The 25,295-nt window shown below is 41.7% G+C and carries 21 protein-coding genes; 4 read left to right on the top strand and 17 right to left on the bottom strand.

The features are described 5' to 3' along the window. Positions 1-61: 61 nt before the first annotated feature. Entirely contained in the window at positions 62-814 is a 753-nt protein-coding gene (truB, locus tag U5907_04670) for a tRNA pseudouridine(55) synthase TruB (GenBank protein ID WRQ33942.1), read from the bottom strand. Beyond that, on the bottom strand, positions 811-1,242 hold the full coding sequence (gene rpiB, locus U5907_04665; protein ID WRQ33941.1) for a ribose 5-phosphate isomerase B: 432 nt from the start codon (positions 1,240-1,242) through the stop codon (positions 811-813). Before rpiB ends, truB begins: the two co-directional genes overlap by 4 nt. Positions 1,243-1,299: 57 nt before the next feature. Between rpiB and U5907_04660 the strand changes: the two genes are divergently transcribed. Both U5907_04660 and galE read left to right on the top strand, forming a co-directional pair. Next, entirely contained in the window at positions 1,300-2,424 is a 1,125-nt protein-coding gene (locus tag U5907_04660) for a DegT/DnrJ/EryC1/StrS family aminotransferase (protein ID WRQ33940.1), read from the top strand. Further along, positions 2,424-3,470, top strand: a complete 1,047-nt coding sequence (gene galE / locus U5907_04655; GenBank protein ID WRQ33939.1) for a UDP-glucose 4-epimerase GalE — start codon at positions 2,424-2,426, stop codon at positions 3,468-3,470. The genes U5907_04660 and galE overlap by 1 nt, the downstream gene beginning before the upstream one ends. On the opposite strand, the gene gltX is transcribed toward galE, so the two are convergent. From gltX to U5907_04585, 14 genes are read right to left on the bottom strand one after another with little or no spacing between them, the layout of a single operon-like run. Then, on the bottom strand, positions 3,454-5,004 hold the full coding sequence (gene gltX / locus U5907_04650; protein ID WRQ33938.1) for a glutamate--tRNA ligase: 1,551 nt from the start codon (positions 5,002-5,004) through the stop codon (positions 3,454-3,456). The genes galE and gltX overlap by 17 nt on opposite strands. Positions 5,005-5,008: 4 nt before the next feature. Beyond that, complete coding sequence (ftsZ, locus tag U5907_04645; protein ID WRQ33937.1) at positions 5,009-6,403, bottom strand: cell division protein FtsZ; 1,395 nt, start codon at positions 6,401-6,403, stop codon at positions 5,009-5,011. Between the two features lie 6 nt (positions 6,404-6,409). Continuing rightward, the gene (gene ftsA, locus U5907_04640; GenBank protein WRQ33936.1) at positions 6,410-7,753 is read right to left on the bottom strand and encodes a cell division protein FtsA; all 1,344 of its coding nucleotides are present in this window, start codon (positions 7,751-7,753) and stop codon (positions 6,410-6,412) included. 4 nt (positions 7,754-7,757) lie between these two features. After that, positions 7,758-8,579, bottom strand: coding sequence for a hypothetical protein (locus U5907_04635; protein ID WRQ33935.1), 822 nt, complete (start codon positions 8,577-8,579; stop codon positions 7,758-7,760). Next, complete coding sequence (gene murC, locus U5907_04630; GenBank protein WRQ33934.1) at positions 8,572-9,945, bottom strand: UDP-N-acetylmuramate--L-alanine ligase; 1,374 nt, start codon at positions 9,943-9,945, stop codon at positions 8,572-8,574. The genes U5907_04635 and murC overlap by 8 nt, the downstream gene beginning before the upstream one ends. Next, positions 9,942-11,057, bottom strand: a complete 1,116-nt coding sequence (gene murG, locus U5907_04625; protein WRQ33933.1) for an undecaprenyldiphospho-muramoylpentapeptide beta-N-acetylglucosaminyltransferase — start codon at positions 11,055-11,057, stop codon at positions 9,942-9,944. The genes murC and murG overlap by 4 nt, the downstream gene beginning before the upstream one ends. Continuing rightward, positions 11,054-12,271, bottom strand: a complete 1,218-nt coding sequence (locus U5907_04620; GenBank protein WRQ33932.1) for an FtsW/RodA/SpoVE family cell cycle protein — start codon at positions 12,269-12,271, stop codon at positions 11,054-11,056. The genes murG and U5907_04620 overlap by 4 nt, the downstream gene beginning before the upstream one ends. Before the next feature lie 5 nt (positions 12,272-12,276). Further along, entirely contained in the window at positions 12,277-13,611 is a 1,335-nt protein-coding gene (gene murD, locus U5907_04615) for a UDP-N-acetylmuramoyl-L-alanine--D-glutamate ligase (GenBank protein ID WRQ33931.1), read from the bottom strand. Between the two features lie 2 nt (positions 13,612-13,613). Further along, positions 13,614-14,894 (bottom strand): phospho-N-acetylmuramoyl-pentapeptide-transferase, encoded by a 1,281-nt coding sequence (gene mraY, locus U5907_04610; protein WRQ33930.1) that lies wholly within the window; start codon positions 14,892-14,894, stop codon positions 13,614-13,616. Positions 14,895-14,897: 3 nt separating this feature from the next. Next, positions 14,898-16,355 carry a UDP-N-acetylmuramoyl-L-alanyl-D-glutamate--2,6-diaminopimelate ligase gene (locus U5907_04605; protein WRQ33929.1) on the bottom strand — a complete coding sequence of 486 codons (1,458 nt, stop codon included), beginning with the start codon at positions 16,353-16,355 and terminating at the stop codon, positions 14,898-14,900. After that, the gene (locus U5907_04600; protein ID WRQ33928.1) at positions 16,342-18,459 is read right to left on the bottom strand and encodes a penicillin-binding protein; all 2,118 of its coding nucleotides are present in this window, start codon (positions 18,457-18,459) and stop codon (positions 16,342-16,344) included. The genes U5907_04605 and U5907_04600 overlap by 14 nt, the downstream gene beginning before the upstream one ends. A gap of 2 nt (positions 18,460-18,461) precedes the next feature. Continuing rightward, entirely contained in the window at positions 18,462-18,782 is a 321-nt protein-coding gene (locus U5907_04595; protein WRQ33927.1) for an FtsL-like putative cell division protein, read from the bottom strand. A gap of 1 nt (position 18,783) precedes the next feature. Next, on the bottom strand, positions 18,784-19,695 hold the full coding sequence (gene rsmH, locus U5907_04590) for a 16S rRNA (cytosine(1402)-N(4))-methyltransferase RsmH (protein ID WRQ33926.1): 912 nt from the start codon (positions 19,693-19,695) through the stop codon (positions 18,784-18,786). A gap of 12 nt (positions 19,696-19,707) precedes the next feature. Then, positions 19,708-20,154, bottom strand: a complete 447-nt coding sequence (locus tag U5907_04585) for a hypothetical protein (GenBank protein WRQ33925.1) — start codon at positions 20,152-20,154, stop codon at positions 19,708-19,710. A 145-nt stretch (positions 20,155-20,299) separates the two neighbouring features. Here U5907_04585 and U5907_04580 point away from each other — a divergent pair, with 145 nt between their 5' ends. After that, the gene (locus U5907_04580; GenBank protein WRQ33924.1) at positions 20,300-21,565 is read left to right on the top strand and encodes a peptidoglycan DD-metalloendopeptidase family protein; all 1,266 of its coding nucleotides are present in this window, start codon (positions 20,300-20,302) and stop codon (positions 21,563-21,565) included. A 30-nt stretch (positions 21,566-21,595) separates the two neighbouring features. After that, positions 21,596-23,272, top strand: coding sequence for an energy-dependent translational throttle protein EttA (gene ettA / locus U5907_04575; protein ID WRQ33923.1), 1,677 nt, complete (start codon positions 21,596-21,598; stop codon positions 23,270-23,272). Here the strand turns inward: ettA and U5907_04570 are convergent. Next, entirely contained in the window at positions 23,262-25,130 is a 1,869-nt protein-coding gene (locus U5907_04570; GenBank protein WRQ33922.1) for an ABC-F family ATP-binding cassette domain-containing protein, read from the bottom strand. The genes ettA and U5907_04570 overlap by 11 nt on opposite strands. Positions 25,131-25,295: the final 165 nt, after the last annotated feature.

The following is a 25,295-nucleotide window of genomic DNA, read 5'->3' as shown; positions in this document are numbered from 1 at the left end:
AAGTTGACGACTCTTTCTTATACGGATTATTTTAAAAAAAGTTTCAAAAATTGATAGAAAATTATAAAATTTCAAAAATTCTTTCAGCTTCGTCCATGTTAAGTGCATTTTCAATTCTAAAAGGTCCGGATGCACTTCTTACAAGAGCGGTAAGGTGTGCACCACTTCCCGCAGCAACTCCGATATCTCTGGCAAATGACCTGATGTATGTACCCTTGCTGCAGCTTATCGCAATCTTAAGAAGAGGTTTGTTAAATGATATCACCTCCAGTTCATGAATTTTTATCCTGGCAGGCTTCATCTCTGCATCTTTTCCTGCTCGTGCAATATCATATGCCCTTTGGCCATCAATAAGTTTTGCAGAGAAAATAGGGGGTATCTGATCAATCTCTCCTTTGAGATTTTCAAGCAGAGATTCAACCAGTTCCTGATCTATATGGTCAAATGGAAAAGTGGCGTCAATCTCTTTCTCAAGATCATAGGATGGAGTAGTTGCTCCAAAACATATATCAGCTATATATTCCTTCTCTTCTGACTGAAGAGTTTCTGCTGCTCTCGTTGCTTTCCCGATGCAAATAAGGAGAATTCCTGTTGCCAGCGGATCGAGAGTGCCTGCATGCCCTACCTTAATATTTTTCTGGTTGAAAAATCGCTGGAGTCTGAATTTTAATTTCCTTACAGCATCTGCCGATGTCCATTTCAAAGGTTTATCAAGGACAAGAACAATACCTCCGGGATAATCCTCCAGGTTTCTTGAAAGTTTTATACTAATATTTCTTTTGTCAAGTATGTGAAAATTCTCCTGACTTTTCATCTGCAGGGAATTTTGTTAATTCTGGTTTCGTGTCTTCCTCCTTCAAATGATGCTGCAAGAAAAGATTTAAGAATTGCTATTGCCTCTTGATGAGTAATAAATCTTGCCGGAAGTGAAAGGATGTTTGCATTGTTGTGATTTCTTGCAAGTTTTGCCAGCTCTTCGTTCCAGCATAGAGCGGCTCTTATACCCGGGTATTTGTTAACTGTCATACTTATACCATTCCCTGAACCACAAATTGCAATTCCCAGTGGCAGATCTCCATTTTCAACAGCTTTTGCAAGAGGGTGAGCTACATCCGGGTAGTCCATACTCGCCGGAGAGTTAGTTCCAAAGTCTTCAGTCTGGTAGCCCAATATTGTCAGCTCTTCTTTTAAAATCTCTTTAAGTTCGTATCCTGCGTGGTCAGAAGCAATACCTATTTTCATAAATTCTATTTTTTCGCGGGCAAAGTTAGCATTTTAAATTATTACATTTGTACCATTATGAAAATAGAGATGCTTGACCTTAAGGGTCAATACATAAAGATAAAAGAGGAGATTGATCTGGAGATAGAAAATGTTTTGAAAGAGACTCAGTTCATTGGTGGTCGCCAGGTCTCTGAATTTGCAACAGCTCTTTCTGAATATCTCTCTTCAAAGTTTGTAGTCACTTGTGCAAATGGTACGGATGCTTTGCAGATTGCTCTTATGTCGCTTGGCTTGGAAAGAGGGGACGAGGTGATTATACCTGCATTTACATACGCCGCTACTGCTGAGGTAGTAGCCCTTCTCGGCCTCACTCCTGTACTTGTTGATGTTCATCCGGACAATTTTAATTTAGATACCTCTCAGATACCACAGGTTATCTCTGAAAAAACCAAAGCTATTATGCCCGTTCATCTTTTTGGTCAATCCGCAGAGATGGCAAAAGTCATGGAGATGGCAAAAAGATATGGATTGAAGGTTATTGAGGATAACGCCCAGGCAATTGGCTCAAAATTTCTGACAGATGAGGGAGAGAGAATTAATTGTGGAACTATTGGGGATATTGGGTGTACATCCTTCTTCCCATCTAAGAATCTTGGATGCTACGGAGATGGAGGGGCTATGTTTACACAGAATCAGGAGATTGCAGAGAGGTTAAAAATGATTGCTAATCATGGTCAGAGGATTAAATACAGGCATGATGTGGTTGGCTGTAATTCCAGACTTGATACGATTCAGGCCGCAATACTTAAGGTAAAGCTTTCAAAACTTGATGAGTATTCATCATCAAGAAATATGGCTGCAAAGGCATATTGTGAATTACTTAATGGAGTTGAAGAGATAGTCATACCCAAAGAGATGCCCTACTCAACTCATGTATATCACCAGTTTACCATAAGGTGCAGCAGAAGAGATGAGCTAAAGGAACACCTTATGAGACAAGGGATTCCAACAATGATATACTACCCTTTTCCAATCCATCATCAGCCGGCTTTTGCAGAGAGGGTTGCAATCCGATGTGATCTTGCGGTGGCTGAAAGATTGTCCGGGGAGGTTCTATCTCTTCCGATGCATACAGAGCTTAAATCCCCGGTTATTAAATATATAGCAGATAGTATTAAAAACTTCTTTTGCAGACAATAATGGATAAAATAAAGATACTTGTTACGGGAGGAACCGGTTATATTGGTGCTCATACTGTTGTTGAACTTGATGCAGCAGGATATAGTGTTGTAATAGTTGATAACTTCTCCAACTCATCTGCAGATGTACTTGCCAGATTAGAGAGAATCACAGGGAAAAGACACCCTTTTATGGAGCTTGACTGCGCTGACAGAGGTGATATGGAAAAGCTCTTCACTGAACATCCTGATATTACGGCTGCAATCCATTTTGCAGCCTTTAAGGCAGTAGGGGAGAGTGTAGATAAACCGCTGGAATATTATAGAAACAATATTGGATCTCTTGTATATCTTCTTGAGCAATTGCAGAGAGATGGAAGAGATGGAGGTATTGTTTTTTCATCCTCCTGTACTGTATACGGACAGCCGGATAATCAGCATCTACCTGTAAACGAGAGTGCTCCGCTTCAGCCGGCTACTTCACCCTACGGAAGAACAAAACAGATATGTGAAGATATTCTGGCCGATACTGTTAAAGCCTCAAAGGGGGCGCTAAAGGCAATAGCATTAAGGTATTTTAACCCAATAGGAGCTCATCCATCTTCGCTGATAGGGGAGTTGCCTATTGGGATTCCTCAGAATTTACTCCCTTTCGTAACCCAGACAGCAATTGGAGTCAGAAATGAGTTGAGCATCTTTGGAGATGACTATAATACACCGGACGGAACTTGTATAAGAGATTACATTTATGTATGTGACCTTGCCAAGGCACATGTAAAAGCTGTAGAAAGAATTATTGAGAATAGTGAAAGGCCGGGAGAGATTGAGTATTTCAATCTTGGCACAGGCAGAGGTCTCTCTGTTCTGGAGGTGGTAAACAAATTTATGGAGGCTACAGGTGTTAAGGTGCCCTATAAAATTGTTGGAAGAAGGGCAGGCGATATTGAAAAAGTGTGGGCAGACCCTTTAAAAGCAAACGAAGTGCTCGGCTGGAAAGCCGACACTCCGCTTGAAGATGTTTTCAGATCTGCCTGGGGTTGGGAGAAAAAGATCAGGCAAAAAGTTTAATAATTTTATCAATCCTGGCTATGCTCTCCTCTTTTCCCAGCAGGGAAATGATGTCGGCAACACCGGGACCCTTTGAAGCACCTACAAGTGCCAGCCTTAGCGTATTCATTACTGCCCCCATTTGCCAGCCACGCTCTTTTATAAGCACGGGCAGTGTGTGCTCAATGTTCTCTTTGTTAAACTCATCCAGAGAGTTTAGCATTCCTGAAATCTCTTTAAGGATTCCGGGGGTCTCCTCTTTCCAGTATTTTGTTTTTACATTTTGATCATACTCTTCCGGCCTTACAAAGAAATACTCTCCAAGATCCCAGAAGTCTTTAGTAAAAACAGCTCTCTCCTTAAGAAGGGATACTACATTGGTAATATAATCCATTTTCCTGGAGATACCCTTCTCTGACAGATGAGCGGAGAAGGCACCGGCTAACTCTTCCGGACTCCTCATTCTTAAATACTCCTGATTAAACCAGCGAGCTTTGTCAGGATTAAATTTTGCACCTGATTTTATTACTCTATCCAGAGAGAAGGACTCTGCTAACTCTTCAAGTGAAAAAATCTCTTGTTCTGTACCCGGATTCCATCCAAGAAATGCAAGTAGATTTACAAATGCTTCAGGAAAGTAGCCATCCTCTCTGTATCCTCTCGATTTCTCCCCTTCGCTGTTAGTCCACTCAAGCGGAAATACCGGAAAGCCGAGTCTGTCTCCATCCCTTTTGCTCAATTTCCCTTTTCCGTCCGGCTTAAGAAGAAGAGAGAGATGTGCAAATTTTGGCTGTTCATTATCCCAGCCAAAGGCCTCATAAAGTAGATAGTGCAGGGGCAGTGACGGGAGCCACTCCTCCCCGCGGATTACATCAGTAATCTCCATAAGATGATCGTCAACAATATTGGCAAGATGATATGTTGGAAGTTCATCTGCGGCTTTCCACAGCACTTTGTCGTCAAGTGTATTGGTGTTCACCTCAATCTCTCCTCTGATCATATCAACCATTTTAACCACTCTGTCTACAGGCATTTTAAATCTTATGACCCAGTGATTCTCCTCTTTAACTCTTTTTGAAGTCTCCTCAGCAGAGAGTCTTAATGAGGTTGTCAGGCTCTCCCTGACCTGATAGTTGTATGTAAAGGTCTCTCCTCTTGATTCACACTCTGCTCTTAATTTATCCAGCTCCTCAGATGAGTCAAATGAATAATATGCAAAACCCTTTTCAACCAGCTCCTCTGCATATTTCCTGTACAGAGGTTTTCTTTGTGATTGCCTGTAAGGAGCATGACTATGTTTTTCAGATGGATTTTCAACAATCTTCCCATTCTCTACCCCCTCATCGGGAGAGATTCCGCACCATGCAAGAGCCTCAATAATATACTCCTCAGCTCCGGGTACAAATCTTTGAGAATCTGTGTCTTCAATTCTGAGAATAAAGTCTCCGCCTCTCTGTTTTGCATAGAGATAGTTGTAAAGTGCTGTCCTCACCCCACCTATATGCAGTGGACCTGTTGGACTTGGTGCAAAACGAACTCTTGTTCTTTCCGCCATTTTATTAGTCTTGTGTTTGATGGAGGTATGAGTTGTCTGAAAGAAGATGTTGCTTGCCATCTCTCTCCTCAAGCCTCATTGAATCTGCCCCTCTGTTATCTGGTCTCTCCTGATGCATTGGGGCCTTCTCCTCCTTGTTAATCATTACCTTTCTTCTTATGTATGCCGGCTGATTTTCCAGATCAACTATATTCTCTTCCGGGGCCAGTATCAGAGCCGGTTTTGTCTTCACACTCCCTGGTGCAGGAGAAGATTGTGCAGCTGGTTGTTTTGCTCTTTCAGTTCTGGAAATAGGCTCAATCTGTATTTTTGGATTACTCTTGATATCAATAATAACCTGTCCCGGTTGTTGCTGACTGTTGAGAGAATCACCTAATGTAACAGTCTCAACTATTTTGTCCCCCTCTGTTGAGATCTGAGGCAACGAATGCATATCAAATCCTGTAGCAACTACTGTTACGCTGATAGCCTCTCCGATTTCAGGATCGTTAACAACGCCTCTCTTAAATTTAAGAACATTCTCCCCTGTGTACTCCTTAATGTAGTCCATAATCTGGGAGAGCTCCGCCATTGTAAGGCCATTGTTGCTGCTTGAAGTTATATTTACAAGAACACCCTTTGCAGTTTTAAGGTCATAATCATTCAGCAAAGGAGAGGAGAATGCCTCCTCAACTGCTCTTATTGCTCTGTTGTCTCCCTCTGCAGTGCCGGTTCCAAGCAAGGCCATTCCGCTGTTCTGCATAATCATCTTAACATCTGCGAAGTCAACATTGATGAACCCTGGTCTGGTAATAATTTCTGCTATACCTTTTACAGCTGAATTAAGAACTGAATTTGATTTTGGGAAGGCCTCAAATATATTAAGTTCTCCAAAAATCTTATAGATTTTCTGGTTATCAATAATAAGAAGCGAGTCTACATATTTCTCCAGCTCCTTTATCCCCACAACAGCTCTCTTAAGAAACTCCTGCCCCTCATCTCTGAAAGGCAAGGTAACAACTCCTACTGTAAGAAGATTAAGATCTTTAGCGAGTTTTGCAATTACCGGAGCGGCTCCTGTGCCGGTGCCACCTCCCATTCCTGCAGTTATAAATACCATCTCAGTCTGTCCGGAGAGAGATGCTTTAATTGTGTCAATAGACTCAAGAGCGGCGCTTCTTCCTCTCTCAGGATCACACCCTGCACCAAGACCCTTTGCAAGGTCATGGCCCAGCTGAATCTTTTCAGGGACAGGGCTGTTCTTAAGAGCCATAGTGTCTGTATTGCAGATCATAAAATCCACATCCTTGATGCCCTGCTGGAACATCTGGCTAACGGCATTTCCACCGCCGCCCCCAACACCAATCACCTTAATGATTGAGCCGTTAGATTCCCAATTAACCGGTATATAATCTTTCATCTTTACTTATGCTTCGTTGTCTCCTGAATCAAAGAAGGTGCCAATATTAACCTTAAAGTTGTCAAAAAACCGTCCTCTCTTTTGTTTCTTTTGAGGTGCTTTTTGTGCCGGCTTTTGCTCAACTACTGCACTTACAAGCTGCTCCTCACTAAAGAGTGTAGTCTCTTTCATAATGTTTGCACTTGCAAAATCATTCTCCGCCTCTCTCATCTTTTCACAGCCATATATAAGGAGTCCCACCGCTGTTGATGAGCTCGGCTTGTTAACACCCTCAGGCGAGTCAAAGGTAATATTATTATTTGGAGAGGCAATCCTTGTCTCGTATCCTGTCTTGTAACTCACATAGTTACAGATATGAGCAAGTTGAGATCCGCCGCCTGTGAGAACGATGCCGGCGTGTAATTTTTCCTGGAAACCTGAACGCTCTATTTCATACATAACAGCTTCCACAATCTCGGCAACTCTCGCTTCTATTATGCTGGCAATAACCTTAAATGATACCTCTCTTGAGTTTGCTCCGTTCATGCCGGGGATAATTACCGTTTTATTATCAGGAGCATATTCGGTGATACAAGATCCATACTGTATTTTCATCTGCTCAGCATTTCTTGAGGAGACTCCGCACCCCTGCTTTAGGTCTTCTGTGATTGAGTTGCCTCCAAAAGGTATTACTGCAGTATGCCTGATTATATTATTTTCTATCACCAACAAATCAGTTGTTCCCCCTCCGATATCAATCATTGCAACACCCATCTCCATCTCCTCTTCAGAAAGTACTGCCAGGGCAGATGCGACAGGTTCCAGAACCAGCTCCTTTAGTTTAAGATTTGCTCTGTTTATTACTGACTTACTATGTTCGGCAGAATTTGTCCTTCCTATGAAAAGCTTATAGTTCCCCTCTATCTGGCTGCCAACCATACCCACAACTTCTGTCTGGCCAATGTGGTCATCAACATTGTAGCTTTGTGGAATTACATGCAGAATTTTCTCCCCTGCATTTACTCTTGTTTTGTACATCTCCTCCTTCATCTCATCAATCTCCTCCTGGGTGATAAGATTATCAGGCCTCTGTCTGTTCCTTTTACAACCCTCATCTGAACACCTGATGTGCTGACCTGCTATTCCAACATACACCTCCTTAATATCTACGCTGCACTCGCTCTTTATTTCATCAAGAGTGGGCATCAGTGAATCCAGAACATTCTGGATATTTACAACTTCCCCTCTCATTATTCCCTTAGAGGGTGCCTCATGAAAAGAGATAATTTTATAGCCGGATTCGCTCTTCTCTCCAACCAGGCTCACAACCTTTGTTGTGCCCAGGTCAATTGCTGCTGTGTAAGTTTTCATATATTCAGGTATTTTCTTTATTTATCGTTTTGGTATTTTTAATATCTCTTTTAGTACATACAATCTGATCTGTGTACTGAAGGTTTATTGTACTGTACATGTCCCATCCGGCATTTGGAATTATGTGTTCATAAAATGCCATTAATTTTTTAAATTTTGACTCAATATTGTCAGGTTTTCCAAAGGCAATCTCATGCTGCCCTATTCTTGGAATTATAAATAAATCCCCCTTTTCGTCAACATCAATCTGCTCTATCTGTGCATTGATCAGTTCATTTTTGTCAATATATTTTCCAAGAGCCAGTATCTGATCACACCACTCCTTGTTCTCTTTAACTCTGCCTCTGTAGCCCGGTACAATTGAGAGAGGAATGTTTCCTGTAATAACCGGCACAAATGAGGTAAATGTCTTAACAAGAGGGAAAATATATCCGGAATCATCCAGGTAGAACCCTCCGTTCTCTGTTTCGAGCCTTAAAACCGGTCTTCTTTGTTCAATTTTAACGAACAGAATTCCTTTACCATTATAGTTTGTGTGAGATACTCTTACAGCTGTTCTGTTGTTAAGCATATTCTCAAGTTCGTGCAGATTAATGTGTTTTATTTTGCTCTCTCCAGCGGTAATTCCCTGCTCTCGTATCAGCTCCCCAATCTCTTCACTGCTTACAAATCTGTTTACAGTACTATCCAGGATTGAAATATCAATCCTTTTGCAAACAACTTTGTCGCTTTCGCTCTTCTCCAGTTTATACGAGAAAAAGAAGTAAGCAGAGAGTGCTGCTAACAGCAGAGTATATCCTGTATATATGAGAATCTTTTTAAACATTGTATCTCTTTTTGAGCATCTCTGTCAGCGGGTCAATAAATCTGTCAATATCTCCAGCACCAAATGTTATGAGTATATCCGGCTCTGTTGAGCTGACATAATCCAGTAAATCTTCTCTCTTTACAACTCTTCTCTTTTCAAGGGACATCATATTTAGTATCATTTCCGAATTTACCCCCTCTATTGGAAGCTCCCTGGCCGGATAAATATCCATAAGAATCAGCTCATCAAGCTTGTCCAGGCTTTTAGCAAACTCTTCTGCAAAATCACGGGTTCGGGTGTAAAGATGTGGCTGGAATATCCCTGTAAGTCTTCTCCCGGGGAAAATGTCTCTTATTGAACTGATTGCTGCTGATATTTCATTTGGATGGTGTGCATAATCATCGATATATGCTATTGAAGGGGTGTTTATATGTATGTCAAATCTCCTCTCCACCCCTGCAAATGAATTAAGAGCAATCTTTACGCTCTCTTCATCAATACCATTAAGTAATGCGGCAGCGGATGCTGCTATGCCGTTCTCTACATTAACCCAGCCCGGAATGCCTACCCTGCAATCTGTTATTCTGCCTTCAGGGTGTACCAGCGTAAAGCTGAAGTATCCACCGCTCAGCAGTTTAATATCCTCTGCATGAAAATCTCCTCCTTTGTCAAAAGAGTATGTATAGAGCTTTACACCTTCATTCAGACTCTTATCAAGTTCCAGGGAGTTTTTTATAATCAGATTCCCCCCTGGTTTTATCTGGGATGCAAATTCTGAGAAGGCCTCTTTTATATTCTTATGATTGCTGTATATATCCAGGTGATCTGCATCTGTTGAAGTTATTATTGCAGTATCAGGCCACAATTGCAAAAATGATCTGTCAAACTCATCAGCTTCAGCCACAAGAAACTCCCCTTTTGACAGGAGCAGATTAGTGTGGTAGTTTTTGGATATTCCACCAAGGAATGCTGTACAGCCCTTCCCGGAAGATGTGACTATATGAGCAAGAAGAGTAGATGTAGATGTCTTGCCGTGTGTTCCGGCAACTGCCAGAGTTTTTTTTGATGCAGCTACCTCACCCAGTGCCAGTGACCTCTTTACAAGCCTGAATCCGCCATCTATGAAATAGACAAGCTCTTTAAGATCCGCCGGTACGGCAGGTGTATATATCACCAGAGTATCATCTGTATTGAATCTTATCTCTGAAGGAATAAGATCAATATTATCTTCAAAGTGTATGTCTATTCCCTCTTTCTCAAGTTCTGCAGTAATTTTACCGGGAGTACGGTCATACCCCGCTACCAGAGATCCTGCGTGTTTGTAATAACGCGCCAGTGCACTCATCCCAATGCCTCCGATACCTATAAGATAGACTCTTTTCATTTGTCTCTTTTTGCAAGTTTAAATACTTCATTCACAATAATTGAGGAAGCATCTGTATATGCCATCTGCTTAATCTTCTCCTCTAGTTCCTCAATTCTTAGTTTGTCTTCAATAAGTTCTGATGCTGTTTTCATTAAATAAACATCTGATTCAGAGTCTTTAATCATCATAGCTGCTCCATTGTTGACTAATGTCATAGCGTTGTGAGTCTGATGATCTTCAGCAACCATAGGGGAGGGGACAAATATGCAGGCTTTACCGGCTATACTCAACTCAGATATTGTCCCTGCACCCGCTCTTGTTATAATAACATCGGCTGCTGCAATTGCAAGATCCATCCTCTCCAGGAAAGCATAGTGTTTTACATAATCTCTCTGGTGTTCATTAATGAATTTGTCCATCTCCTCTTTATAAAACTTTCCCGTTTGCCATAGTATTCTGAACCGGCACTTCTCGTTTTGTTTAATCCACTCCTGAACAGCTGTATTCAGAGTTCTTGCTCCAAGACTACCACCCGTTACAAGAAGGAGTCTCTCTTCAGGAGCTATTCCAAAATGTATTTTCCCCTGAGCCTTGAGTTCTGCAGTTGTTAGTTTGATGCCCTCTCTGACAGGATTTCCTGTGACCAAAATCTTATCTTCAGGAAAAAACTTTGACATCCCTTCGTAAGCAGTACATATTACAGAGGCCTTTTTTGAAAGGATTCTGTTTGTCAGTCCTGCATACGAGTTTTGCTCCTGAATAAGATAGGGGATGCCTCTTTTTCCTGCCATCCAAAGAAGAGGAGCACTGGCATAACCACCAACTCCCACCACAACATCCGGTTTGAATCTGTCAAGTATCTTACCCGCTCTTCTTAAACTCTCCATTACTTTGAATGGTAACATTAAATTCGAAAAGGAAAATTTTCTTTTCAACCCTGCAACAGGTAGCCCTTCAATCTCATATCCAGCCTCCGGAACTCTCTCCATCTCCATTTTCCCCAAAGCCCCAACAAAGAGAATCTTACTTTCAGGACTTTTTTTAATAATCTCATTGGCTATCGATATTGCAGGAAAAATATGGCCACCTGTTCCTCCTCCGCTAATTATTATTCTTTTTGGACTCATCATAGCTCAAGGGCCTCCTCTCCCTCTTGTAGTTCTGTGATTGGCTGGTCCGGCGTAACGCATTTGGTGTTTTCTACACTTCTGCTAACTGCCAGAATAATTCCAAAAGCAGAGCTCATAATTATCAGGGATGTTCCCCCCAGACTGATTAACGGCAGGGTGTGTCCTGTCACAGGAAGTATACTGACATTGACCAAAATATGCAGCATTGCCTGAGATGTTATAAGAAGCCCCAGGCCGATTACCGTGATGGCTGAGAAGATTTTTGTGCACCCCCGTGCAATCGCAATACACCGGTAAAGAAAAGATATATACAAAAGCAGAACAGTTATTCCGCCTGCAAGACCCCACTCCTCAACAATGATTGAATATATAAAATCTGAATAGGGGTGAGGCAAGACATATCTTTGGGTGCTTTTACCGGGACCCTTCCCTATACCTTTTGATGATGCAATGGCTATTTTGGCCATATCTGCCTGGAAAGTTTTGTCCAGAATCCGCTGTTTTTCCTGAGGTGAGAGGTGGTCTTCAATCTGCTTTTCGTTGGTGAAATTCTTAACACGGGATATCATTGTTGATATCCTTGGGAAGAATCCAAATGCTATATGGGCAAGGAAAATCACTGCAATAAGAGCAGTTGCTATACCGGCTGACTTGAACAGATGAGAGCTTTTTATTCCAGCTACAATCAGAACCAGAAAAGAGAGCCCTCCGAGTACAAGAGCAGTTGATGCACTGCCATTTAGAATCAGCACAAGTACCAGACCCAGAGGAGCAACAACCCATATTAAAAACTCTTTGAATGTCTCAAATTTGTGATCTTCCAGCACCTTAGCCAGGTAGAGCATTGTGGTGATTTTTGCGATCTCACTGGGTTGAAAAGAGACTCCAAAGATTGTGATCCATCTCTCTGCATCGTTAATTTTACTTCCAATAAGCATTGTCGCAATAAGCAGCCCAATACTGAGAATCATGCCCATATATGAGAGCATCCTGTACCATCCCAATGGAATTCTGGAGCATATATACAATGCAGTAAGACCCAAAATTACAAATCTAAGTTGCTTCATCAGATAGAAAAATGTACTCCTATCCTCTCTAAACGCAAGCGAACTGCTTGATGAATAGACAGCTGCAATAGATATCAGGGAGAGGGCAATTACTATTACCCATATCACCTTATCCCCTTTGAGCCTTTTTACAAATGTATCACCCATAACTTTTAAAGTGAGGCTACAGCCTCCTTGAATTGTTTTCCTCTGTCTTCATAATTCCTGAACAAATCAAAACTTGCACAGGCAGGAGAGAGAAGTACGCTCTCTCCGGGTTTAGCACATCTGTATGCTATCTCTACAGCCTCTTTGGCAGATCCCGCATCATATATTTCATCAACCATCTCTCCGAACTCTTCGTGAAGGCGGGTATTATTAACTCCCATACAAATAAGAACCCGTACTTTGTCTTTTACAAGGTCGTACAGCGGAGTATAATCATTTCCCTTGTCTTTTCCACCTGCTATCCATACAATATTTGTCTTCATACTTTCAAGGGCATACCAGGTTGAGTTTACATTTGTCGCTTTTGAATCATTGATATAAAGTACATTCTTTACTTTTAGAACATTCTCCAGCCTGTGCTCAACTCCTTTAAAACTGGAGAGGCTCTCTCTGAGTACATTATTGCTGATTTTAAGTACTTTGCCTGTGATGGCAGCAGCCATTGAGTTGTATATATTGTGTTTTCCCTGAAGAGAGAGCTCATTTACAAACATTGTGTACTCTTCGCTGTTATAAACTACATGCATTTGTTCGTCTTTCATGTATGCACCCTCCTCAACCTCTGTAGTCTGGCTGAATGGTAGTTGCTTTGCCTGCAGTACAATTTTATTAAGGTGAGATATGCTTATTTCATCATCAGCACAGAATATGAAACAATCATCTGAAGACATATTTCTTGTTATCCTGAATTTTGCCTTAATGTAATTCTCCATTTTATTATCATACCTGTCCAGATGATCGGGTGTTATGTTTAGCAGAACAGCAATGTCTGCCTTGAATTCATACATACCCTCCAGCTGGAAGCTACTGAGTTCCAGTACATAGTAGTCATGTTTCTTCGTTGCCACCTGGAATGCATAGCTTTGACCGATATTTCCGGCTAAACCAACATTAAGACCGGCATTTTTCATTAAAAAGTATATAATTGATGTTGTGGTAGTCTTGCCGTTACTTCCGGTAATGCATATTTTCTTGGAGCTGTCATATCTTCCTGCAAATTCTATTTCTGAAATAACCGGAATTCCCACAGAGAAAATTTCATCCATAATAGGCACTGTATCAGGAATCCCCGGGCTTTTAATAACCTCATCGGCATCAAGGATCCTCTCTCTTGTGTGACCGCCCTCTTCGTAAGGGATGTTAAACCGCTCAAGCATTGCTTTAGCATCGTCCTGCAGCATATTGCAGTCAGAAAGGAATGTTTCGTGTCCCTTAACTATTGCTAATACAGCTGCTCCAACACCACTCTCTCCTCCGCCAAGAACTACTACTTTTGACATATCTATCTAATTTTCAAAGTTACTATTGATAAAACAGCAAGAATTATTGCAATAATCCAGAAGCGGGCAACAATTTTTGCCTCAGGAAGTGCTCTTCTTGGTCTCTGGATCAGAGCAGGTACACCCTCTTTCTGAAAGTGGTGGTGCAAAGGAGCCATCCTGAAAATTCTTACGCCCTCTCCGTATTTAATTCTTGTATATTTGAAGTAGAGCCTCTGTACTATTACAGAGATGCTCTCTACAAAGAAAATTCCGCACAGAACAGGAATCAGAAGTTCCTTCCTTATCATTATTGCCGCTACAGCAATGATACCACCTATTGCAAGTGAGCCTGTATCTCCCATAAAAACCTGAGCAGGATAGGAGTTATACCATAAAAAGCCTACGAGCGCGCCAATAAACGCGGCAAGAACCACAACAAGCTCTCCTGTATTTGGTATATACATTATATTGAGATAATTGGCATAAATTATATTACCTGACAGATAGGCAAGAATTGCCAGAGTTACTCCAACAATTGCAGATATTCCAGTTGTGAGCCCGTCCATCCCGTCTGTCAAATTGGTGCCATTTGAAACAGCTGTTACAATGAAAATGACCATTAGAACATAGATAACCCAGCCCACTTTCTGTCCTATTTCTCCCTTCACCGGAGAGAGCCAGGCATAATCAAACTCGTTGTCTTTCACAAAAGGGATTGTAGTTTTGGTGCTTTTTTCATCTTTGAAATACTCAACCTTGTCTGTAAACCCCTCCTGTGAAATTACCTCAGCATGAGCCTCCTTTACCAATTCACTTGAAGGGACCCTAACAACAGCCTGATCACTCAGGTAGAGGCTTACTCCCACTATAAGACCAAGTCCTACCTGCCCGAATATCTTAAATTTCCCCTGCAGCCCCTCTTTATTCTTTTTAAATACTTTTATGTAGTCGTCCATAAATCCGATTAAGCCGAGCCATACGGCTGTAAGAATCATCAGCTGAACATAAATATTTGTAAGATCACCCAGAAGAACAGCAGGAATAAGAAGAGAGACAAGTATTATAATACCCCCCATTGTTGGAGTTCCCTTCTTTGACATCTGACCCTCCAGTCCCAGGTCCCGGATACTTTCGCCAATCTGCCTTTTTGCAAGTTTGTTTATAATCCTTTTCCCAACAAACAGAGCAATAAGCATAGAAAGAATTACTGCAGATATAGCTCTGAATGAAATATACCTAAACAAACCCAAGCCGGGGAAATCAACAGATTCTTGCAAATAATCAAACAAATTGTAAATCATCTTCTAACTTTTTTGATTGAATAGGTTATTAATCTCCTCCTTATCGTCAAAATGGTGCTTCACACCCTTGACATCCTGGTAGTTTTCATGCCCTTTACCGGCTATCAGTACAATACTGCCAGGCTTAGCCATTATCAAAGCTGTTCTTATAGCCTCTCTTCTGTCAGTTATGAATAGAGTCTTTCCCATATCTTTTACAGAGAATCCTTTTCTTATATCATCAATAATGGCTTCAGGCTCCTCAAATCTTGGATTGTCAGAAGTAACAACTACTCTGTCAGAGTATCTTGCCGAGACCTCTGCCATCTCTGGCCTTTTAGTTTTGTCTCTGTTTCCTCCACATCCAAATACAGTTACAATCTCTTTGCCTTCAGCGCAATCTTTTAATGTTTTAAGAACATTTTCAAGTGCATCAGGTGTGTGGGCATAGTCTACAACAGCAGTAATCTCTTCACCCCCCTTGAGATATTCGAGCCTTCCTGCAACGCTGGAGAGATTGCTAATCTCAACAAGGAGTTCATCCTCCTTTGCTCCCAGCAGAATGGCTGCTGAGTATACTGCCAGAATATTGTAAGCATTGTGACCGCCTATGAATCTTGTCCAGACCTCTTTACCGCCAATATTCAAAAGCATTCCGTCCAGTGTGCTTTCAATTATTCTGCAGTTAAAATTTGCCGGAGATTGACATGAGTATGTATATTTTGATGCTGCAGAGTTCTGAAGCATTACCATACCATTTTTGTCATCAATGTTAGTCAATGCAAAGGAATTTGGACTAAGATTATCAAAGAAACTCTTCTTAACTCTGATGTATTCAGCAAAGGTTTTATGATAGTCAAGATGGTCGTGTGTAATGTTAGAAAAGAGGCCTCCCGCAAATTCAATACCTGCCACCCTCTTCTGATCAAGGGAGTGAGAACTCACCTCCATAAAACAGAATTCACAACCCTCAAATGCCATCTCTGCCATTAATCTGTTTAGCTGTACAGGATCAGGAGTTGTATGAGTTGCACTCACCTCTCTCTCTTCAATATAATTTGCTATTGTAGAGAGAAGCCCGCATTTATATCCAAGAGCTCTGAATACTCTGAATAAAAGAGTTGCTGTTGTGGTTTTGCCATTTGTTCCTGTAATACCGACAACTTTCATCTTCTCTGAAGGTCTGTCATAGAAATTTGAAGATGCAATACCCAGAGCAGAGTGAGTATCTTTAATTTTTATAACAACTCCATTGGATCTCTCTGATGGCATCTCTTCGCACAAAACAGCAGCAGCGCCACTCTCAAGTGCTGCGTTAATGAACAGATGTCCGTCAGATGCAGAGCCTCTCTGAGCAATGAAAAGTGAACCAGGTGTACAACATCTTGAATCAAAGCATATACCAGTAATTTCACACATCTCAGGTGAACCTCCGGTAACTTCAATTAGATCAATGCCATTTAATATATTAGTCAGTTTCATACCTCTCAGAAAGTTCTATGTTAATTATTCCGTTTTTTTCCAGGCCGCTTCCCGGAAGTGGGTTTTGAGTAATTACTCTTCCCTTTCCGGAGAATTTTACTCTGTAACCCTTGTTCTCAAGCAGATAAAGAGCATCTTTTAACCCCATATTCAATACACTTGGAACACTATCTGCAACCTCCCTTAACTCCCTGGCAACAACTCTTTCAAGCGAGTCTTTTTCAATATTGACCCACTCTCCGGGGAGTGCGAAATTTACTTTGGTTGAAGGGATTTGTTTTGCAATTTTCTTAATCTCTTCACTATTTCCAGACAAAACCTTTGCGTATGATGGAGTACTTTTCCCATCACCTTTAACGGGCTCTCCCCATTGAGGATTGTTAACGAATATTCTGTCAGAAATTTGTTTGAATACAGGAGCAGCCCAAGAACCTCCGTAAAAGTTTGCCCTAGTTTTATTTGTGTAGAGGACCACTATTGCAGAGTATTTTGGGTCATCACTTGGAAAGAATCCGGCAAATGAGGCCTGATGCTTTCTGTATCCCTGGGAATCTATGTATCTTCCGTCAAAAGCTATTTGCGCAGTACCTGTTTTTCCTGAGATTTTATATCTTGGATCATTAATCCCTTTTCCTGTGCCATGCTCAACAACTCCTCTCAGGGCTTCATGTACAAGCTTAATTGTAGATTGAGAGCAAATTGAACCACTCATCTCCTGAGGCTCAAATATCTTTTCAACTTCACCATGTTTCTGTAAACTTTCCACAAAATATGGCTTCATCATTTTTCCCCCGTTAGCTATCGCATTGTAAAATGCCAGAGTGTGAAGAGGAGTAATAAGAGAGGCATAACCCATTGCCATCATCGGAAGGGTAAGCTTACTCCACATAGCATCTCCAGGTGAGTGAATAACCGATCTGCCTTCACCCATAATATCTAGATTGAATTTTTCTCCAATCTTCATATTGTGAAGTCTGTCCACATACTTCTTTTCGTTGTTTGCATAATATTCAACTGCAAGTTTGGCAAATGCAACATTGGATGATTTCTCAAAGGCCTTTCTTACATCTATCAGTCCGTAACCACCCTTTGTAACATCAGTAAACTCTTTTGTACTGTATTTCCATCTGCCGTTTCCTGCATCAACAGGAGTCTCAAGATTTACATAACCATCCTCTATAAGGGCTACCAGAGTTGCAAGCTTAAAAGTAGAACCCGGCTCAGTTGCCTGACTTATAGCATAGTTAAATGACTCATCAAACTCACCGTTGTCCATTTTTTTCATATTTGTAATTGCTCTGACAGCACCTGTCTTTACTTCAATAACTATTGCAGTAGCACCTTCAAAAACATCTGACAGTGAGAGCTGATTTCTCAGCGCATTTTCTGCAGCCTCCTGGATTTCAATGTCAATGGTAGTTCTGACATCCATGCCATCCTGAGGCATAATAGTCTCCTCCTCGTTTACAGGCATCCACTCACCTCCAAGTAGTCGCTGAACAGTCTGCTTTCCGGGTATCCCTTTAAGGTAGTAGTCGTAGCTACCCTCAATCCCCACACCAACACCATTTGAGTTTATAAAGCCGATGGTTCTGTATGCCAGTCTTCCGTAAGGATTATTTCTTTTATTTTTCTGTTCGCTGATAAATCCTCCTCTGTTGCTTCTCTCTCTAAACAAAGGAAACATCCGCACCTCCATCATTTCCGAGTAGTCAACAAGCCTGTTGCCTATTGCCTTGTATCTGTTTCCCTTTTTTCTTGCAGAGAGCAGGTCGCTTTTATACTGGGCTGCACTCTTATCCTTAAAGAAGCCGGAGAGAGCAATTGAAAGAGAATCAATATTGTTGTTAAAAAGTGTCTCCTCCGGGAAAACGCAATCCATCCTTATCTGATAATATGGTACAGAACTGGCCAGGGATCTGCCGTCCCTTGCAAGGATACTTCCTCTTACAGCCTCAATCTCCTCGGTTCTGAATGATATCTCCTCAGAACTTACAGGAAGATCTGCAAAAAACTGCAGATGTACTATCCGGCCAATTACAATCAGGCCAAACAGTACCATAAAGAAGTATATTACACCAATCCTTGATATTATGTCCTTCATATTCAGTCAAGTTTGATATAAGCAGGTGGGTTAGACGGAGATTTCAACTCGGAGCCTGATTCTGTAAGCCTTCTCTCTATCTCGGTTTTTTTACTCATATAAAGCAGTCTGGCCCTTTTTCCTGTGTAATCTGCCTTAAGGTTTTTAAGTTCCCTCTGGTTATGTCTCTCAGTTATTAATTTGCTCTCAATGTTAAAATTGAGAGATATGTAAAAAATCACAAGCGCAAAGAGATATAATACAAAACCAAGCTGCTGCAGAATTCCGCTGTGAATAAGAATCTGACCACCCATTATCTCTGAAACCCATCTCTTTTTTGCCATTTCAGTTAATCTCCATCTTTTCTGCGACCCTCAGCTTTGCACTTCTTGCCCTTGTATTTCTTGAAATCTCCTCCTCTGCAGGCACCATCGGTTTTCTGAAAACTACTGTAAAAGGTGAACTCTGCTTTCCGTAAAAATCCTTTTCAATTTTTCCGGAGACATTCCCTGTCTTTAAAAAGTTCTTAACCATCCTGTCCTCTAGAGAGTGGTAGGTTATTACAACAAGTCTTCCTCCCGGTTTTAACACATTCAGAGAGCCTGAAAGAAAACCCTCCAGAGATTTCATCTCTCCGTTAACCTCAATTCTCAGAGCCTGGTATATTTTTGCCAGATATTTATGACCTCCTGTTCTGGGAGTTACAGGCTCCAAAATCTGATTAAGCCTTGTCGTAGTCTCAATTGGCTCAATCTCTCTCTCTCTGCATATAATCTTTGCAACCCGTCTGCTGTTGTCAACTTCACCATATAATCTGAATATCTTATCCAGTTCGTCCTCTGATCTCTTTGCAACTATTCCGTCTGCTCCCTCTCTTGTTAACGGATTCATTCTCATATCAAGTCTTGAATGGAATCTGAATGAGAAACCTCGCTCCTCTGTGTCAAACTGATGGGAGGATACTCCTAAATCTGCCAGGATGCTGTTAGCCTGTGATATGCCTAAATAATTCAGATGATTTTGAATAAACCTGAAATTATTATTTACAAAAAATATCCTCTTGTCTTCCGGTATATTTGCAATAGCATCGGGATCCCTGTCAAAAACAACAAGCTTTGAATTTTTCCCCATTCTTGAAAGAATCTCCCTGCTGTGTCCGCCTCCGCCGAATGTTGCATCAACATAGGTGCCTCCGTCACGAATAGCCATCGCGGATACACTCTCTTCTAGCAGAACCGGTGTATGATACTCACTCATATGCAACCCTCCCTATCCTAATATTTTTTCGGCGAGCGCCAGGTAGTCGTTGTCAGTGAGTTTGTGGGATTCATACGCCTCTCTTGCCCAGATCTCGATCTTATGCCCGTTTCCGGCAAATGTCACCTCTCTCTCTACCCCTATCTGCTCCAGCAGTTTTTTTGGAATTGTTATTCTTCCGAGTTTTTCATCCGGCTCTACGATAGCCCTCTCCCTCATATACTCTCTCCAGAAACTGGCATGCTCCCTGTTAAAGAAATTTAATCTGGATTTAACTTGTTCGCTCTCCTGTGTCCACTCTTCGTATGTGTACATCTCCAGGCAATCAGAGAAGAGATCCTTTTTCAGGACCAGTCTCATGTCTCCTCCGGGTGTGATAGAAGCCTTGAATGAAGAGGGGAGAATAAGTCTTCCCTTGTCATCAACCTTAGCATTATATTCACCTATGAATTTGACCATTTTAAGAGCTTTTACAAGTCGCATTACAACCTATGCAAAAATATAAAATGTTTTCCACTTTGTTACATTATTTTACATTTTTTTCCACAATTTTATCAACACACAAATTTGAAATCCCTATCTTAGTGGTGAAAAAATGAATGGTATGAGATATTTGAAGCTATTTTTATTTCTTTTTCTGATAGTTGCATGTAAAAATGGGCGAACAGATTCTGTAGTAAACACAAATCAAAGGGACAGTCTTGAAGTAATAACTGAATTTGGGATACCAGTATCTGAATTTGATGTCAGGGAGGGGACAATCAGGAGAGGTCAGTTCTTTACAAATCTTCTGACAGATCTGGGTGCGGAAAATGCAGATATTTATGCTCTTACCCAGGCTGCAAGAACAGTTTTTGATTTGAAAAAAATGAGGATTGGGAATGGCTATAAAGCTTACTATACAATGGATGAAAATCCAAAACTAGCATATCTGGTCTATCAGGACACAAAGAGTTCGTTTGTTACATTTGGTGTTCACGACTCAATTTTTGTAGAGATCCACGAACTGAATGTAACCGTTAAAACCAGAGTGGGAGAGGCTACCATTAACTCTTCTCTCTGGAACGATTGTATCAATTCAGGAATGAGTCCTCTGATTGCAAACAGATTATCTGATATATACGCATGGACGATTGACTTCTTTGGATTACAAAAGGGAGACTCATTTATGGTTGTCTATGACGAGATTTATGCCGGTGATGAACTCCTGGATATTGGGACTATTCACGCTGCATATTTCAGGCACAATGGAGTGATGTATGAAGCCCACAGATTTGTACAGGATGAATCACCAAACTACTGGAATGAAAAGGGTGAAAATTTAAGGAAGGCTTTTTTAAAGGCTCCACTCAAATTTTCCAGAATATCATCTGGATTCAGTTATGCAAGGAGACACCCTGTTACCAGGGTGGTAAGGCCACATACAGGAGTTGATTATGCTGCTCCAACGGGGACACCTGTTATGAGCATTGGAGATGGGGTTGTCATACAGAGGGCTTACGCCGGAGGAGGGGGCAACACAGTTAAGATCAGACATAATTCAACTTACTCGTCAGCCTATCTGCACCTTTCAAAATTTGCGCCGGGGCTTAAGGTAGGAAAGAGGGTAAGACAGGGTGAGGTGATAGGATATGTTGGGAGTACAGGACTCTCCACCGGACCCCATTTGGATTTCCGTATTTGGCAAAACGGAAAGCCGATAAATCCGCTTAAGATGGAGGCACCGCCTGCAGATCCAATTAAGAAGGAGAATATGGAGGCCTATAGGGTTCAGCTTCTTAGATCGGCTGAGATCGCAGACTCTGTCAGGTCAGTGCAATATCTTGACTCTCTTGTTATAAAGCTTGGAGCAGGGAAATCTGATGTTTAATATTATCTTTGCCGCAAATTATAATAATTTATGGCAGACGAGAAGATAATATTTTCAATGAATGGTGTGGGAAAAATATTACCCACGAACAACAAGGCAATCCTTAAAAATATCTACCTCTCCTTTTTTTACGGAGCTAAGATAGGCATCATAGGTCTTAACGGATCAGGTAAATCAACTCTTTTAAAGATTATTGCAGGTGTTGAAAATGCTTACGACGGAGAGGTGGTATGGGCACCCGGTTACTCGGTTGGGTTTCTGGAACAGGAGCCTCATCTTGATGATAATAAGACAGTTCTTGAAGTTGTTCAGGAGGGGGTTCACGAAGTGATGTCCCTGCTAAAGCAGTACGAAGAGGTTAATAATAAATTTCTAGAGCCTATGGATGACGATGAGATGGCAAAACTCATTGACCTCCAGGGCGAGCTTACCGAAAAAATAGAGCATGTAAACGGATGGGATATTGACTCCAAACTTGAAAGGGCTATGGATGCGCTTCAATGCCCGGAACCGGATGCTGTTGTAAAACACCTCTCCGGTGGTGAGCGCCGCAGGGTTGCTCTTTGCAGGCTTCTTCTCCGTGAACCAGATGTTCTCTTATTAGATGAGCCAACCAACCACCTGGATACTGAATCAATTCAGTGGCTGGAGGCGCACCTTCAGCAGTACAAGGGTACTGTAATTGCAGTTACTCACGACCGTTACTTCCTGGATAATGTTGCCGGATGGATTTTAGAGCTTGACAGAGGCGAGGGAATTCCTTGGAAGGGAAATTACTCCTCTTGGCTTGATCAGAAATCTACAAGACTGGCAACCGAAGAGAAGCAGGAGAGTAAAAGGCGTAAAACTCTGGAAAGAGAGCTTGAGTGGGTTAGGATGTCTCCCAAGGCCCGTCAGGCCAAATCAAAAGCCCGTCTCTCTGCTTACGAAAAGATGCTGAATGAGGATGGGAAGGTAAAAGAGGAGAAACTGGAGATCTTTATTCCGAATGGTCCCCGCCTGGGAGACAGGGTGATAGATGCTAAAGGAGTAACAAAAGGATTTGGTGATAAACTGTTATATGAAGGTCTGGAATTTAGCCTCCCGCCTGCAGGAATTGTGGGGATTATCGGCCCTAACGGAGCTGGAAAAACGACTCTCTTCCGCCTTATTATGGGACTCGAAAAACCGGATGCAGGCTCTTTTATGGTAGGGGAGACAGTTAAGGTTGCCTATGTTGATCAGCAGCACAGACACATTGATCCGGATAAAACCGTATATGAAACGATAGCTCAAAACTCGGATTTTGTAAAGCTTGGGAACAAAGAGGTAAATGCAAGGGCATATGTCTCCAGATTTAACTTTTCAGGAGCAGATCAGGAGAAAAAATGCGGAATTCTTTCAGGGGGTGAGAGAAACAGACTTCACCTGGCACTCACTTTGAAAGAGGAGGCAAATGTTCTGCTTCTTGACGAACCAACTAACGATGTGGATGTGAATACAATCAGAGCTCTGGAAGAGGGCCTGGAAAATTTTGCGGGGTGTGCGGTAATTATATCACACGACAGATGGTTCCTGGACAGGATTGCAACACATATACTGGCATTTGAGGGTGACTCAAAAGTGGTATTCTTTGAGGGAAGCTATTCAGAATATGAGGAGAACAAGAAGAAGAGACTTGGTGATTTAACTCCAAAAAGATTCAAGTATAAAAAACTTATGGAGTAAGCTCCAGCCATCGATCGCTGAGCCGGTCAATATTTGAAATAACTTCACCTATTCGCAATGAGTATTTTGTAAGCTCCTCAGGTGAAAGAGAACCTGATGAGAGGGCAGCTTCAAGGCTGCTCTTCTCTTTTTCAAGAGCATCTAGCTTCTCATCAATCTCCTCGAGCTCCCTCTGCTCTTTCCATGATAACTTTCCCGCAGTTTTTTTTTCGTCATTATTCTTAATGATGGCGGGTTCTTTTGTCTTTATCAGCTCTCTCTCTTTTGCAGCCTCAAGCTCTTTAACCATTTCACGGTACTCACTATATTTTCCAACATAATCTTTGATGAGACCATCACCTTCAAATACAAAAATGTGATCTGCAAGTTTGTCCAGAAAATATCTGTCGTGAGAGACTATAATAAGAGATCCGGGGAAGGCCAGGAGATACTCCTCAAGCACATTTAGACTAACAATATCAAGGTCGTTGGTAGGTTCATCCAGTATGAGAAAATTAGGACTTTTCATAAGAATTGTTACCAGATACAGCCTTCTCCGCTCTCCTCCGCTAAGTTTCTCAATTTTAGTATTGTGAGATGAGTGAGGAAAGAGAAATCTGGAGAGAAATTGTGTCACCGGAATAGTTGAACCATCTGCAAGTGTAACTACCTCTGCAACCCTTCTGACAGCATCTATTACAGTCTCTTCAGGATCAAAAGTGAGTCCGTCCTGTCTGTAATGGCCAATTACAAGAGTCTCCCCTCTGTCAATTTCTCCTTTATAGTTTTCGATTTCACCTGTAAGCAGTTTGAGAAAAGTACTTTTACCGGCACCATTAGCACCAACAATACCAACCTTTTCCCCTTTGGTAAAGTTGTAAGTAAACTCATTTACAGTGCAGTAATTATCCCAGTAATGGGTGAGATTTTTGCAGTTTATTATCTTGGTTCCCAGTCTGGATGCGCCTACATCTATCTTCATCTGTTTTTGAACCACTCTCTTATCTGCCCTCTCCTTTAATTCGTAAAAGGCATTTATTCTGTATTTTGCCTTTGTAGCTCTGGCCTGGGGCATTCTTCTCATCCAGTCTAATTCAGTTCGCAGGAGATTTCTTGCCCTCTCTGTCTCTGTATTAAAAATATCTACCCTTTCATCTCTTTTTTCAAGGAAGTAGGAGTAGTTCCCCTTGTAGGTGTAGAGGACACCATTATCAAGTTCCAGTATATGGTTGCATACCCTGTCAAGAAAGTAGCGGTCGTGAGTAACCATTAGCAGGGATGAAGCGGTTCTTTTTAAGTACTCCTCAAGCTGCTCGATTATTTCAAGATCAAGATGATTTGTGGGCTCGTCCAGCACAATAAGATCGGCCTCATTTATCATAATTGAAGCCAGAGCAACTCTCTTCCTCTCCCCCCCGGATAGTGTGGAGATCTGCCTTTGCGAATTTGGAAGGTTGAGTCTGCTTAAAACCTGATTAATTTTCTGCTCATACTGCCAGGCGTTGTGAATATCCATATTATGGACAGCATTTTCAACCCTTTTGTGGTCGTTTGCCGCAATAGCAGCTTCGTACTCCACAATAACTGAAGATAGAATCTCTGACGCTCTGAATACCTCCTGAAAAATTGTTTTATCAGGATCCAGCTCCGGGTCCTGCTCCAGCCAGGCTACCTTTGCCCCCTGCATCAGCTTAACCGAACCATCACCATCAGATGAATCTTTGCCTGCCAGAATTCTTAAGAGGGTACTCTTGCCGCTTCCGTTAGGAGCGATCAGGGCAATTTTATCACCCTCATTTATGTTTATATATAAATTCTCAAACAGGGTTCTTATGCCGTATGATTTTGACAGTCCTGCTGCCTGTAGTATGCTTGCCATTGTGCAAATATACGAACTACTATTGTCATCCTGCGCCCACTCAGGAACTTTTCCTCCTCATCCGCTTCGCTCCTTCCGGCGAAGGTTCCTTCTTGGCTCGGTTGAACGGGGAGGGATTGTGCTATCTTTTGACTAAGTAGTTTGCATGACTAAAGGAGCTCCGCT

This window comes from Bacteroidales bacterium MB20-C3-3 (assembly GCA_035609245.1).
GTDB lineage: Bacteria > Bacteroidota > Bacteroidia > Bacteroidales > UBA932 > Bact-08.
The sequence above is the reverse complement of the archived record's forward strand: the minus strand, read 5'-3'. Positions and strand labels throughout refer to the sequence as shown.

Bases quoted from the DNA above. Each gene is read 5' to 3' on its own strand.
- truB (WRQ33942.1), bottom strand. From the start codon at position 814: ATGAAAAGTCAGGAGAATTTTCACATACTTGACAAAAGAAATATTAGT.
- rpiB (WRQ33941.1), bottom strand. From the start codon at position 1,242: ATGAAAATAGGTATTGCTTCTGACCACGCAGGATACGAACTTAAAGAG.
- U5907_04660 (WRQ33940.1), top strand. From the start codon at position 1,300: ATGAAAATAGAGATGCTTGACCTTAAGGGTCAATACATAAAGATAAAA.
- galE (WRQ33939.1), top strand. From the start codon at position 2,424: ATGGATAAAATAAAGATACTTGTTACGGGAGGAACCGGTTATATTGGT.
- gltX (WRQ33938.1), bottom strand. From the start codon at position 5,004: ATGGCGGAAAGAACAAGAGTTCGTTTTGCACCAAGTCCAACAGGTCCA.
- ftsZ (WRQ33937.1), bottom strand. From the start codon at position 6,403: ATGAAAGATTATATACCGGTTAATTGGGAATCTAACGGCTCAATCATT.
- ftsA (WRQ33936.1), bottom strand. From the start codon at position 7,753: ATGAAAACTTACACAGCAGCAATTGACCTGGGCACAACAAAGGTTGTG.
- U5907_04635 (WRQ33935.1), bottom strand. From the start codon at position 8,579: ATGTTTAAAAAGATTCTCATATATACAGGATATACTCTGCTGTTAGCA.
- murC (WRQ33934.1), bottom strand. From the start codon at position 9,945: ATGAAAAGAGTCTATCTTATAGGTATCGGAGGCATTGGGATGAGTGCA.
- murG (WRQ33933.1), bottom strand. From the start codon at position 11,057: ATGATGAGTCCAAAAAGAATAATAATTAGCGGAGGAGGAACAGGTGGC.
- U5907_04620 (WRQ33932.1), bottom strand. From the start codon at position 12,271: ATGGGTGATACATTTGTAAAAAGGCTCAAAGGGGATAAGGTGATATGG.
- murD (WRQ33931.1), bottom strand. From the start codon at position 13,611: ATGTCAAAAGTAGTAGTTCTTGGCGGAGGAGAGAGTGGTGTTGGAGCA.
- mraY (WRQ33930.1), bottom strand. From the start codon at position 14,894: ATGATTTACAATTTGTTTGATTATTTGCAAGAATCTGTTGATTTCCCC.
- U5907_04605 (WRQ33929.1), bottom strand. From the start codon at position 16,355: ATGAAACTGACTAATATATTAAATGGCATTGATCTAATTGAAGTTACC.
- U5907_04600 (WRQ33928.1), bottom strand. From the start codon at position 18,459: ATGAAGGACATAATATCAAGGATTGGTGTAATATACTTCTTTATGGTA.
- U5907_04595 (WRQ33927.1), bottom strand. From the start codon at position 18,782: ATGGCAAAAAAGAGATGGGTTTCAGAGATAATGGGTGGTCAGATTCTT.
- rsmH (WRQ33926.1), bottom strand. From the start codon at position 19,695: ATGAGTGAGTATCATACACCGGTTCTGCTAGAAGAGAGTGTATCCGCG.
- U5907_04585 (WRQ33925.1), bottom strand. From the start codon at position 20,154: ATGGTCAAATTCATAGGTGAATATAATGCTAAGGTTGATGACAAGGGA.
- U5907_04580 (WRQ33924.1), top strand. From the start codon at position 20,300: ATGAGATATTTGAAGCTATTTTTATTTCTTTTTCTGATAGTTGCATGT.
- ettA (WRQ33923.1), top strand. From the start codon at position 21,596: ATGGCAGACGAGAAGATAATATTTTCAATGAATGGTGTGGGAAAAATA.
- U5907_04570 (WRQ33922.1), bottom strand. From the start codon at position 25,130: ATGGCAAGCATACTACAGGCAGCAGGACTGTCAAAATCATACGGCATA.